We start from the raw sequence: 12489 nt of genomic DNA on the forward strand, positions 1-12489 counted from the left end.
TTATTTCTTTATTGTTTCTGCCTTAAAAATGTCGGCAAGTAAATGATCTAATTGTTTGTACTCGATTAAAAAAGCGTCATGTCCGTGAACCGAATCAATTTCGCTATAGAAAACATTGTCTTTAAATTTCTTTAATTCTTCGTAGGTTTCGACATTTTCTTTGGCCGTAAAAAATAAGTCGGAATTGATTCCTACGATATGGATTGAAGCTTTTGTTTGAGACAATAAGTTTTCAAAACTTTCACTATTTCTAGTAATATCAATTGTTTTAAGCAACTGATTCATTAATTTATAAGAAGACAACTGAAATCTTTTCTGCAATTTTTTTCCGTGATGCGCCAACCAGCTTTCGATATTAAAAATCAAAAGATCTTGATTGATTGTTCTTTGGAATTTCTCTTTGAAAGATTCTGGCGAACGGTAACAAAGCATTGCATGTATTCTGGCGTCTTCAATTGGTTTTGAAGAATTGTTTAGAATTTGCTCTTGTAAAAAGCAATTTGCAATAAGCCAATCTGTCGATTTCCAGTCACTTGCAATCGGAATAAGATTTTCTGCAATGTTTGGTTCTAAAGCTAGTATTTCCCAAGCAATTCCACCTCCAACAGAACCTCCAATAACCGCAAAAAGGTTTTCGATATTTAAAGTTTTTAGCCCTTCAATAAAGATTCTTGCAATGTCTCTAGCTGTAAAATCTAAATAGTTGTCAATTAAGAAAGAATTGCTTCCGTTTCCTGGAATATCGAAAGCCAAAATGGTATAAACAGCAGTATCAATGGTTTTGCCTTCGCCAATCAAGTCATTCCACCAGCCGTTTTCGCCAGTAACTTGCGAATTTCCAGTTAAAGCATGGTTAACCAAAACAATAGGCGCGCTATGCAAAGGTTGTCCTGCCAGCGTAAAACTTAATGGTATAGAATGATAAGTTGCACCACTTTCTGTGATGAAATCTTGAATTATAATGGGATTTGGTATATTTTCCAATTTCAAATCTGTTGTATTATTGATTTGTATATGGAAATATTAAAAAGAAAAACTAGGTTTAACTAGAAAAAATCTTGTTGTTATCTTTCCACGTTTGGCGTGGTAGAATGTAGCACCTTCTTCGTTTTACCGAAGGGTTGCTAAGGCTTCATCGGGTCTAATCCCTCGTCCTTTCTTTATAACATTTCAATACGTGTTTGAACTTAACGGTGCAAATTAACTACTAATTTCTCTAACAAACAAATTTTATCTAAAAGTGTTTGTTAAATTTCTGAGACTTATTTTAGCAAAAACTATTATACGCAAAAATTTACCGAACAAAAATGCCCAGTAAAATTAAGCAGGTTTTACCCTAGTTTATGATGCTTTTTCCGTTTAGATAAAAAGCGTTTCATTTTCTTTTGAATACATCAAAAACAATAAAGAGTTAGGTGCTTTTTTCTCAGCTGCTTTACCTCCTTCTGTGATTTCAGCCTCAGTTATTCCGAATCTTGGGTGAGCCAATTCGTTTATTGGTGGCGGCGGATTGTTTTTTCTAGTCCTTCTGTTTTTCAAATCTGAAATTTTTTCTGCTAAGTAGTTCAATGTGCTCATGATATTAAGTTTTAGTTAAGTTGTGTTTTATAATCTTTATTTCTCGCTTATCTTTTTGTTAAATCGTTTTCTGGAATAAAAAAACCCTTTTGGATTTTTCAGATACCAAAAGGGTTTAAGTTTTTACACTCACGTATACTTTTAGTATCAACAGACGTATGCGCAAATAAGCGCGACAGTAAACATCTTGTTCATCTGTAAGGATTTATTCATCTGTGATTTATATTGTATTTTATTTAAATTCTGCATTTGTATTAAATTAAAAAGCCTCCCAAAATTTCTTGGGAGGCTCTTACTATATTATTATTGTATTCTTACAATTTTTTTAAGCAATAGACACCCCACCTTCGGTCTTAACCGAAATGGCACAAAACATTTTGTTGACTTTTAAGTTCATTTGATTTCTAGTAGTTTTTGGGTATAACAAATATGCAAATATTTTTTTTATTACACAAATTAAAATCAAGAATTTAATTACAAAATTCGTTGAAAATGTGTTTTTTAACGACAAAAAACATCTTACAAAAACGAAAACGAAATATTAAAGGTAAAAACCCTACAAAATAGACTCTTTTTCTTAATAATTCCATCTGACAAATCAGTTTATCAAAGAACCTTCTTTCTTTTTTTTCTAAAAAATTACAGCCAGACCGCTTCTTTAGTCCTAATTCGCTCCACAATTTTTAGGATATCGGTTATAATTCCTCTCGAAATTGCCTGTTTGCATGGCGGAGCACTCTGAATTACAATCGGAATATCGGCGTAAGATTTGGTATAAATTTCAAAAATGGCATCAGAACCTTTTAATTGTCCAATTGGAGAATCGACTGGCTCCGAAATCAATTTAGCTTCTAAGGTGCCTTTTTCCACATCAAACTCTCCCACATATCGAAGCACATGATTTTCGGCCTGAGTAATTTTGGCAATCTTAAAAGATTTATCAACTGCGTCTTTATTCAGTACTCCATTTTTTTCCAGATGCTCTTCAGTTATAAAGGATTTGATTTTAATGTCTGAAAACTCAAAATCTTTTCCGATTTCTCTGGCTAATATCAGAAGCTTTCTTGCTGTATCGTTTCCTGATAAATCTTCTTTAAAATTTGATTTCATTAAACCTAAAAGACTGGCATCTTTTAAAACAGATGAAAACGAAACGTCTTCGGATGAAAATCTATTAAAGACGTAACTCAGATTATCTGAAAAAACTCCTCGAATCTTTGCGATTTTTTCTCCCGAATAATACAAATCTCTTAAGGTCTGCAAAACAGGAATTCCAGTTTCAACCGATGTTTCATACAAAAACTCCTTGTCATACTTTTTAAGATCTGCTCGTAGTTCTTTATATAAGTCTATCGGAAGCGTGTTGGCTTTTTTGTTTACTGCTACAATATTAAATCCGTTTTTGATTAATGTATTGTAATGCTTTACCAGTTCTTCACTAGCTGTTGCATCTACGGCAATCAAGTTTTCAAATTCATTTTCTTGTGCAAATTCGACAATATCTTCTACTTTAAAAGGAACTGCCAATTGTCTGAAATTTGTTTCCCAAGAATAGCCTACGCCTTCTTTCTCAAAAAAAGCAACCGTCGAATTGGTTATAATAGGAAAATGAAAATCGACATTTTTGCTTTCGAGAAAAAAATCCTGACTTTCAATAATCTGATTAATCAAAGTGCTTCCGATATTTCCAATCCCGAAAAGGATAATGTTTATTTTAAGCTTTGACATAATTTCTATTTTTTAATTTTTGTAACCATATAAGTGATGTAAGTTCATTTAATATTCCAACGTTTATCAGTTAGACGCACTGCAGTGCGTCTCTACATATGGTTTAAATTTTATAAAGATGCTTTTCATAAAAAATCACCTTTAGCGAAACCACTCGCTAAAGGCAATTTTTCAAACAAAAAACAAAAAAACCTAATTTTTATTGATGCTGAATTGAGAAAGCGAAACGCTCTCAAAAACAGTTTGCAGATCTGCAATTAAATCTTCGATATCTTCAATTCCAACAGAAAGACGAATCAAATCTTTAGAAACTCCTGTTTCTATTTGTTCCGCTTCTGTTAATTGCTGATGTGTTGTACTTGCAGGGTGAATAATTAATGATTTTGTGTCACCAATATTTGCAAGTAAAGAGAATAATTTTGTGTCATCTACCACTTTTTTAGCCGCATCAAAACCTCCTTTTAATCCAAAAGTGATAATTCCGCTTTGGCCTTCTGGAAGATATTCTTTAGCCAAAGCATTATATTTATTCGATTTTAAACCTGGATAATTTACCCAAACTACCTCATCTTGTTTTTCTAACCATTCAGCTAGAGCCAAAGCATTTTCACTGTGTTTCCTGATTCGAATTGGAAGCGTTTCTAATCCCTGAATAATCTGAAAAGCATTAAATGGACTCAAAGCGGCACCAAAATCACGCAGACCTTCAATTCGAGCTTTTGCTATAAAAGCCTCATTTCCTAAAGCTTCATGATATACTAATCCGTGGTATCCTGCAGATGGTTCGGTAAATTCTGGGAATTTTCCGTTTGCCCAATCAAAGTTTCCAGCATCAATGATAACGCCTCCTAATGAAGTTCCGTTTCCTGCGATATATTTTGTTAAGGAGTGAATTACAATATCGGCACCATATTTAATTGGGTTCAATAAATAAGGTGTCGCAACTGTATTGTCTACTATAAATGGTACTTTGAATGCTTTGGCTTCTGCCGAAATTGCTTTTAAGTCTAGTACGTCTAATTTTGGGTTTCCAAGAGACTCAACAAAGAACGCTCTTGTGTTTTCTTTTGCCGCTTTGGTAAAGTTTTCAGGTTTTGAAGGATCTACAAATGTGGTTGTAATTCCTAATCTTGGCAAGGTAACTTTTAATAGATTATAAGTTCCTCCATATAAACTATTTGATGCAACAATATGATCTCCCGCTTTTAGCAATGTCAATAAAGTTGTTGAAATTGCTGATGCTCCAGAAGCAGTTACTACTGCTCCAATTCCGCCTTCAAGTGCCGCAAGTCGCTGTTCCAAAATATCGTTTGTTGGATTGTTAAGTCTCGTGTAGATAAATCCAGCTTCGGCAAGACCGAACAGATTGGCCGCATGATCTGCATTATTAAATACGTATGAAGATGTCTGATAAATTGGCACGGCTCTAGTTCCTGCGTTTTTAGTTACGTCGTGTCCTGCATGTAATGCGTTTGTTGCAAATTTTTGTGTACTCATGATTTCTTAGTTTTTAAGTATTGTTAATACGTTTATATATTGTAATTGATATTGTAATTGAGTTTTGAAATTGAAATTGATTTAAGCTAAAAGATCTTCGGCTTCTTCTTCAAGATCATATAGATGAAACAGTAATGATTTCTCTGTTTTTCTCTGCTGTGCAGGATCATATTTTGGAGTTTCAGTCGATAAATCTTCCGAATTATTATTTCTTAATAGGTATTGAAATGCGATTGTATTTATATCTAGTGTATTCATGATTTAAAATTTAAAATGTTGGAAATAAAAAAGCCCTTTCAGATGGCGACCAAAAGGGCTATAGTTTAACTATAACAAAGATTCTACTCTTTCACTTTTGGCAACAGCAATGTGGGATGCACATTTGCATCATCTTACAACACATCATATTTCTTCTTGCTATTGCTTTCATTTTTATATTAATTAATCTTATTTTTTAAATTCGACTATTTCTATAGAGTAAAAGTAGTAAATATTTTTAAACCACCAAATTAAAATTAAATTTTTGTGTTTTCTTTTTTTTGAAATTTCTTTCAAACCCTTATTTAAAAGGCTTGAAAGAAATTATTTGAATTAAAATTTAAAGCTTAAACGAGCAAAACCAAATCTTCCGTTTAATCCAAATTGAGAAACTGCTCTTGAATAGGCAAACTGATTCGCATTTGTCAAATCTGTACTTGGCGCTGGCGACAAAGTTGGAGTTGTATTTGTAAAAGCTGGAGTTGCAGGATTATTTCTGTCTGGATAAACATCTCCTATATTATTAACTCCAATTGTAGCTCTCAAATGCTCGTTGATTTGATATCCTAAAGATAAATCTGTAACCAATTTTGCGCTGTATTCTGGATGTTCGTACACAGAAGAAAATCCGTCTAGGTTAACATCTGTTGCTCCTGGATCTGTAACTTTTCCGAAATAGCTGTTTCTTAAATAAATATCTAGTTTCTTAATATTGAAGGTTGTCATCAAATTGGCTTTCAATTTCGGAATCGCTTCTTCTAAATATACTCGGCTTGATTCTGGGAAGAATGAATAAATATAAGGTTCTCCTCCAGCATTAACGATTGATTGCGGAATATGTAAATCTCCTACTCTTTTGGTTTCATTAAAACTTAATGCAAAATCGTTTCTAATTGTGAAATCCTGAATTACATCGTATTTCTGAGAAATTACCAAATCAATTCCTTTTGTTTCAGAATCGATTCCGTTTGTCCAGAACGAAGCTCTTTCTACACCTTTCAAATCAAATGCTTGCTGAAATAAAGTCAACGCCTCAGCCTGTTCTGGCGAAGTTGCCGCTGCAATCTGTGCGTCTGTTGGTCTAGAATATTGTCCAGACAATACAATTCTGTCGTTGATTCTTGTAAAATAAGCATCAGTTGCAATGGTTATGTTAGCTTCAGGAATTTTGAATGTAAATCCTGTACTGATGCTTTTTGATTTTTCTGGTTTTAAACTTTCAATTCCAATACTTTTTGCCGCTTGCGAATCATTCGTAAAATAGCCTACTTGATATGGAGCACCGTTTATAAACTGTGTTGAACTTGACTCAAAATATCTTTGCTGTAAAGAAGGCGCTCTAAAACCAGTTTGTCCAGAAATTCTCCAATTGATATTATCATTTAATTTTAAAAGAGAAGCCAATTTGAAAGTTACTGTATTTCCAAAATCTGAATAGTTTTCATAACGTGCCGCTCCATTTATAAGCCATTTTTCAGTGGCATTCAATTCTAAATCAACATACGCAGCTCCACTCTGTCTGTCTTTTTCTTTAGCATCAGAAGGCTGGAATCCCGAAAATCCTTGCGCTCCTGCTCCACGTTTGTTTCCAAAGAAGTCAGTCACAATTAATGGAGAATTGCTTGGTAGAATTCCAGAAACTAAATTTCCGTTTACATCATACAATCCGTAAGAAGCTTCTTCTCCTGCTTTAATTTGGTAGTTTTCATATCTGAATTCACCTCCAAAAGCAACATTCAGTCCAGAAAGAACATCTAGTTTTCTACTAAAATCTAAGTTGGTTGTACTTTGTAAAAACGAAACTTTTCCGGCATCAAAACTAAATGGAGAGTTTGTCCCTAAAGTTGCATTGATGGTATTGTTCACATCATAATTAAATGAGTTTGTTCCTAAGTTCGTGCTTAAATCAGTATCAAAACCAAATAATTGTGTGTTTATTCCAACTGCTCCAGAAGCATCTAAAATTTTTGATTCAATTTCTGGCAAGAATCCGTTTTGGTACACTTGCGTGAAAGTTCCAGAACCGTTTGGCAGTCTGTTAAACGCATACGATTTACCGCCTCTATAAGAAACACCTCCAAAAGAATACAACGAAGTCGTTTCGCTCAAAGGGTATTTTGCATTAAAATACAATTGTCCTGCAGCCAATTCAGACTGTCCAACACTCATATTGTAATCACTTCTCTGCTGATTTCTGTAAGCTAACTCATTATTAGTCACATCAAAATTTAAAGCAGTTTGCATTTGTGCAATTGTCGATGCTGATGCAATAGCGTTTTGCTGTGCCGTTGTAAAATAACTTACTTGTGGTGCATATTGTTTTAAAGAAGACAAAATCTGAGCTGAATTTGTAGTCGTATTAATATTGCTAAATAAAGAGTTGATTTCTACTCCATCTTGCGCAGCTCTATTTTCGACTGCATTGTAGGCATTAAAAATAGCATTGCTTCTAATTCCTGCTCTACTCGTTGCCTGTCTCGTTACGGCAGTTCCTGTAATATTTAAGAAACTTCCTGGTTTGCCTAATGAAGTTCCGTAGTTTAAATCGATTTGAGCAGTTTGTCCGTCTGCCCCTCCTTCAAAATTGTTTGATCCCGAAGATAGATTCGCTCCATATTGAATTCCTCCTGTCAGATAATTGGCGTTTTTCTTTAAAACAATATTGATAACTCCAGCAATCGCATCAGAACCATATTGTGCGGCAGCTCCATCTCTTAAAACTTCAATTCTTTCTATAGCAAAAGACGGAATCGCATTTAAGTCTGTTCCCACAGATCCTCTTCCTGGCGATCCGTTTATGTTTACTAAAGCACTTGTATGTCTTCTTTTTCCATTTACGAGAATTAAAACCTGATCTGGCCCTAATCCTCTTAATTGTGCAGGATCTACGTGGTCTGTTGCATCTGCTGTAGATGTTGGGTTACTCGTAAATGACGGAGCAACATAATTTAAAATTTGAGTTACGCTGGTTTGCGGTGCTCCTTTTGTTATTTCTGATACGTTAAAAACATCTACCGGAACTGGCACATCTGTTTTAACTCTGTTTTTACTTCTTGATCCAATAATAGTAACTTCAGACAGTTCGTTGTTTTTTAAACTATCCTGCTCTTTTTTATTGTCTTGAGCATAAAGTCCTGAAAATGTCACAAGACCCAAAACGATTAGTACATTTTTCTTCATTTCTTCTTTACTGATTAATTAGTTTTTTTTGGCTTAAAAAAAATCTTACAGGTTTCATTTTTGCAATAAAAAAAACCTCTGCGGTTCGGCAGAGGTTCTATTTATATTTTATTGAAAAATAACTACAATAGCGTCTCTGCGGATAGCTCCGGCATCTTACAAGACATCATATTGCAAACTGTAAATTTCATTTGTTTCTTTTGTTTTAACGGGGCAAAGTTGCGAACTATTTTTTAATCAGCCAAACAAAAAGCAAAATATTTTCCATTACCCTATCAAAATAGTATGCTACTGTTAAATTTCTGTCATAAAAAATAAAAAAAGTTGAACTTTAATTTGCAAATCAAAATGGTTTCATACCTTTGCACCCGAAATAGAGGAAAAATTTGAACTGATTGCAACCTCTTCATAATGAAATGATTTCGTTATGAATGCTGAGAAATTAATTTCAGCAGTAAAAAATGCTAAAGCAGATACTCTCCTTTAGCCCTTTTTAGCAATCATTTCCTCGCTTAAATTTAAAATTAATACATTTTTATTACATTATTATGGCTTATTTATTTACGTCAGAATCTGTTAGTGAAGGGCATCCAGACAAAGTTGCAGATCAAATTTCGGACGCTTTAATTGACAACTTTTTGGCATTTGATGCTGACTCAAAAGTTGCTTGTGAAACATTAGTTACAACTGGTCAGGTTATTTTAGCAGGTGAAGTAAAATCAAATACTTATCTTGATGTTCAGCAAATTGCACGTGAGGTAATCCGTAAAATTGGATATACTAAAAGTGAATATATGTTTGAAGCGAATTCTTGTGGAATTCTTTCAGCTATTCACGAGCAGTCTGCAGATATTAACCAAGGTGTTGACAGAGCTAAGCCAGAAGAACAAGGTGCTGGTGACCAAGGAATGATGTTTGGTTACGCTACAAACGAAACTGAAAACTACATGCCTTTGGCATTAGATTTATCTCATAAATTATTACAAGAGTTAGCAATTTTAAGACGTGAAAACAAAGAAATCACGTATTTACGTCCAGATGCTAAATCTCAAGTAACTTTAGAATATAGCGACGATAACAAACCAACTCGTATTGATGCAATTGTTATCTCAACTCAACACGATGATTTTGATGAAGAGGCTGCAATGTTGGCTAAAATCAAAAAAGACATTATCGAAATCTTGATTCCTAGAATTATCGCTAAAAACCCAGAGCACGCTCATTTATTCAACGATAAAATCAACTACCACATTAACCCAACAGGAAAATTCGTTATTGGAGGACCTCACGGAGATACTGGTTTAACAGGAAGAAAAATCATTGTTGATACTTACGGTGGAAAAGGTGCTCACGGTGGTGGTGCATTCTCTGGAAAAGATCCAAGTAAAGTAGATAGAAGTGCTGCTTATGCAACTCGTCATATCGCTAAAAACTTAGTTGCTGCTGGTGTTGCTGACGAAATCTTAGTTCAGGTTTCTTACGCAATCGGAGTTGCTGAGCCAATGGGTATTTTCATTGAAACTTACGGAACTTCTAAAGTAAACTTAACTAACGGTGAAATCGCTAAAAAAGTAGAAGCTATCTTTGATATGCGTCCTTACTTTATTGAGCAAAGATTAAAATTAAGAAACCCAATTTACAGCGAAACTGCTGCTTACGGACACATGGGACGTAAACCAGAAACTGTAACTAAAACTTTCTCTGCTCCAGGCGGAAACGAAAAAACAGTTACTGTTGAGTTGTTTACATGGGAAAAACTTGATTTTGTTGACCAAGTAAAAGCTGCATTTGGATTGTAATTCAATCTAAATTTTAAATATGAAAAAACGGCTGTCTAAAATTTAGACAGCCGTTTTTGTTTTCAACTATAATCAAACCGACAAGTTTCAAAAACCTGTCGGGTTTCGTGATACGCTTAATATGTTCCGTTACTCATTTTAGTTAAAACTTCTTTCATTTGATTTGCAGTTTCTTCATCAACATCACTAGTAATATATTTTACTGCTAAAACCTGTGTTTCGATAGCTTTTTGTGTCTGTCCATCTTTATAATACAATTGCGCTAAAGTGTCTAAGTAGTACGGATTGTTTTTAGATATCACCAAGCTATATTCAGACCATTTAATTGCCTCTTTTAAAAAGTTTGAATTCTGTGGTTTTAGTACCACTGTCCAAGCCGCATTGTTACAAACATCTGAATGGTAAAGTTTAAATGAATTCCATCCATCATAAGAATAACTTGAGCTAGAATCTAAACCTCCAAAAATTGCATCTAGTTTTTCTATTGGACTTGGTCCAGCTAATGTATTATCAAAATACGTACTGAACTCTTTTAAGTAAGTTATGTTAGAATCATCTTTTTCTTGAATCTGGCTTAAATAGTAGAAGTAATTTCTATAAACATCAAAATTCCCTTTTCCAGAAGCAATGATTTTCTTATAAATTGAATTGATTTTTTCTTTATTCATTTCTCCAGAAACTCCATCTTGAGAAAGATACAGATTTTGCTGCAATGCATCTGAAATTTCAGAAACTACATTTCCAACGGTATGAAGTTCTCCTTGTTTACTATTAAAATCAGCACGATTATTTTCAATATCTTCTGAGTGATTTAGCAAATAATCGATAGCTAAGAAATCTGTATCATTTAGAATTCTGTCTGTACTGAAAAGCTGTTTTGTAAATCCTTGATTTTTGATTTCTTTAATAATTGTTTCAGCCAAATACATGTTTACGGCTTTATCTTTTTGATGTGCCTCAATCAATTTTTTCCAAGTTTGAGCTACTTCTTTTTGGTCTAAAGTCGTTTTTGTAATTACAAAATCAGTAGAATTAGGATCGCTTACTGAATAATCTGAATCATAATCATAAGATGCTTCTAATAAAGCCGCTTTATTAAAAGCACTTATTAAATCTGAATCTGAAGCTTTTTTGTTCTTTAAAACTTTATCTATAGAAAGGAAAGCGTTCGCTTTTTGAAGCCTCTTATAAAAATCACCATAATAACTAAACTGATATTGCTGTGTTGTTAAATCTGATTTTGCAATAGCAAGTACATCACCGTTTCCGTTTAAAACCAATACGCTTGGATCATTGGTTATTTTATTGTTTTTCAGCCATTTTTTATCATCGGCTCCAGCCAAATAATAATTGTAGGTATCGTATAGTGCATTATACGAATCATACATATTATAGCCTGTCTGCGTTTCTTGTTCTTTTATAAAAGCATCAAAAGTTTCTTTTGCCGTTTTATTCTTGCTGTCAACTACAACAACCAGAAACTTATTACTCGCAGTTTTAGTAGATTCTATTGCTTTTTTTAAACTGTTTTCGATTTTCAATTTAAAATCATAAGTCGTATACGCTGGTGGTGCAATTGTAGCATCAAGTGGCGCAGCTTCCACTACTGCAGCAGCACTATCTATTACAACTTCAGAACCAAAATCATCATTGATTAAAGTATTTTCTTTTCCTGGATAAGTCCACTTTGGGATAATTTGTGTTTCTACTGGAACTATTGTAGCAACTTTAATTGGTTTTTCCTCTTTTTCGTTGATAAATACCAAAGGATCTTTTCCGTGCTGATCAGAAATTTTCAATTCTTTTGTTTTTTGATCAAAAGATCCAATAAGATTTAAATCATTTAAAACTGCCAAATCATAATTGATTGTTACTTCTGAAACATCTTTTGGCAATGCATATTTATTCACATCGCTTTTACCGTCATAATCTTCATAAACCAAATAAAGAAAATCGGTTTTATCTATTTCAAACTCTAAATCGGTATTTGTCCATTCAGGATCAACTTTCGATTTTATGTCTGAAAGTTTCTGGTATTGAACAGATTCTGAACCTTTTTGAGTTCCTATATAAAATGAGTAATAAGACGGATTCAAGAATTTAATCTTAACTTTTTTTGCCTTTTTATCTTTAACAAAAGAAAGATCAAATATGTTTACTTTATTATTAGTGCTTTTTAAGAAAACTAGCGAATCGCCTTTAATCTCATAACCTCCCGAATAAAAAACCAATTCGTATTTATTATTCTCTAATAAATTTAACTTAATCTTTCCACCTTTGTTTGTAGATAAATAGGTTCCTTTTTCAATGCCATTTGTCTGAGAGAAAGAAACAAACATTCCGGCAAACAAGAGTAAAAAACTCCATGTAAAATTGCGCATGATTACGTTTTTAGTCGTTAATAATATAGCGCAAAGATATTTGATTCTTCATTAAACAAATCACAAAA

General features: G+C 33.4%; 8 protein-coding genes and 1 riboswitch. Of the genes, 1 reads left to right on the top strand and 7 read right to left on the bottom strand.

The features are described 5' to 3' along the window. The 6 genes from ABXT06_RS11200 to ABXT06_RS11225 form a co-directional block, all read right to left on the bottom strand. On the bottom strand, nucleotides 1–984 hold the full coding sequence (locus tag ABXT06_RS11200; protein WP_354590839.1) for an alpha/beta fold hydrolase: 984 nt from the start codon (nucleotides 982–984) through the stop codon (nucleotides 1–3). 77 nt (nucleotides 985–1061) lie between these two features. Continuing rightward, nucleotides 1062–1169: riboswitch (SAM riboswitch) on the bottom strand. A gap of 190 nt (nucleotides 1170–1359) precedes the next feature. After that, nucleotides 1360–1578, bottom strand: coding sequence for a hypothetical protein (locus ABXT06_RS11205; protein WP_281634717.1), 219 nt, complete (start codon nucleotides 1576–1578; stop codon nucleotides 1360–1362). Between the two features lie 639 nt (nucleotides 1579–2217). Beyond that, nucleotides 2218–3306 (bottom strand): homoserine dehydrogenase family protein, encoded by a 1089-nt coding sequence (locus ABXT06_RS11210; protein ID WP_354590840.1) that lies wholly within the window; start codon nucleotides 3304–3306, stop codon nucleotides 2218–2220. A gap of 192 nt (nucleotides 3307–3498) precedes the next feature. Continuing rightward, the gene (locus tag ABXT06_RS11215) at nucleotides 3499–4803 is read right to left on the bottom strand and encodes an O-acetylhomoserine aminocarboxypropyltransferase/cysteine synthase family protein (RefSeq protein WP_354590841.1); all 1305 of its coding nucleotides are present in this window, start codon (nucleotides 4801–4803) and stop codon (nucleotides 3499–3501) included. An 81-nt stretch (nucleotides 4804–4884) separates the two neighbouring features. Continuing rightward, nucleotides 4885–5061, bottom strand: coding sequence for a hypothetical protein (locus ABXT06_RS11220; protein WP_354590842.1), 177 nt, complete (start codon nucleotides 5059–5061; stop codon nucleotides 4885–4887). A 333-nt stretch (nucleotides 5062–5394) separates the two neighbouring features. Continuing rightward, nucleotides 5395–8241, bottom strand: coding sequence for a TonB-dependent receptor plug domain-containing protein (locus ABXT06_RS11225; protein ID WP_354590843.1), 2847 nt, complete (start codon nucleotides 8239–8241; stop codon nucleotides 5395–5397). 548 nt (nucleotides 8242–8789) lie between these two features. Here ABXT06_RS11225 and metK point away from each other — a divergent pair. Further along, nucleotides 8790–10040 (top strand): methionine adenosyltransferase, encoded by a 1251-nt coding sequence (gene metK / locus ABXT06_RS11230; RefSeq protein ID WP_111367782.1) that lies wholly within the window; start codon nucleotides 8790–8792, stop codon nucleotides 10038–10040. Nucleotides 10041–10156: 116 nt separating this feature from the next. Here metK and ABXT06_RS11235 read toward each other — a convergent pair whose 3' ends face one another. Then, nucleotides 10157–12421, bottom strand: coding sequence for a hypothetical protein (locus tag ABXT06_RS11235; protein ID WP_354590844.1), 2265 nt, complete (start codon nucleotides 12419–12421; stop codon nucleotides 10157–10159). Between the last annotated feature and the right edge of the window lie 68 nt (nucleotides 12422–12489).

This window comes from Flavobacterium sp. UW10123 (assembly GCF_040538975.1).
GTDB lineage: Bacteria > Bacteroidota > Bacteroidia > Flavobacteriales > Flavobacteriaceae > Flavobacterium.

Excerpts from the sequence above, each read along its gene's own strand:
- ABXT06_RS11225 (WP_354590843.1), bottom strand. The coding sequence starts at position 8,241 with ATGAAGAAAAATGTACTAATCGTTTTGGGTCTTGTGACATTTTCAGGA.
- ABXT06_RS11235 (WP_354590844.1), bottom strand. The coding sequence starts at position 12,421 with ATGCGCAATTTTACATGGAGTTTTTTACTCTTGTTTGCCGGAATGTTT.
- ABXT06_RS11210 (WP_354590840.1), bottom strand. The coding sequence starts at position 3,306 with ATGTCAAAGCTTAAAATAAACATTATCCTTTTCGGGATTGGAAATATC.
- metK (WP_111367782.1), top strand. The coding sequence starts at position 8,790 with ATGGCTTATTTATTTACGTCAGAATCTGTTAGTGAAGGGCATCCAGAC.
- ABXT06_RS11220 (WP_354590842.1), bottom strand. The coding sequence starts at position 5,061 with ATGAATACACTAGATATAAATACAATCGCATTTCAATACCTATTAAGA.
- ABXT06_RS11215 (WP_354590841.1), bottom strand. The coding sequence starts at position 4,803 with ATGAGTACACAAAAATTTGCAACAAACGCATTACATGCAGGACACGAC.
- ABXT06_RS11205 (WP_281634717.1), bottom strand. The coding sequence starts at position 1,578 with ATGAGCACATTGAACTACTTAGCAGAAAAAATTTCAGATTTGAAAAAC.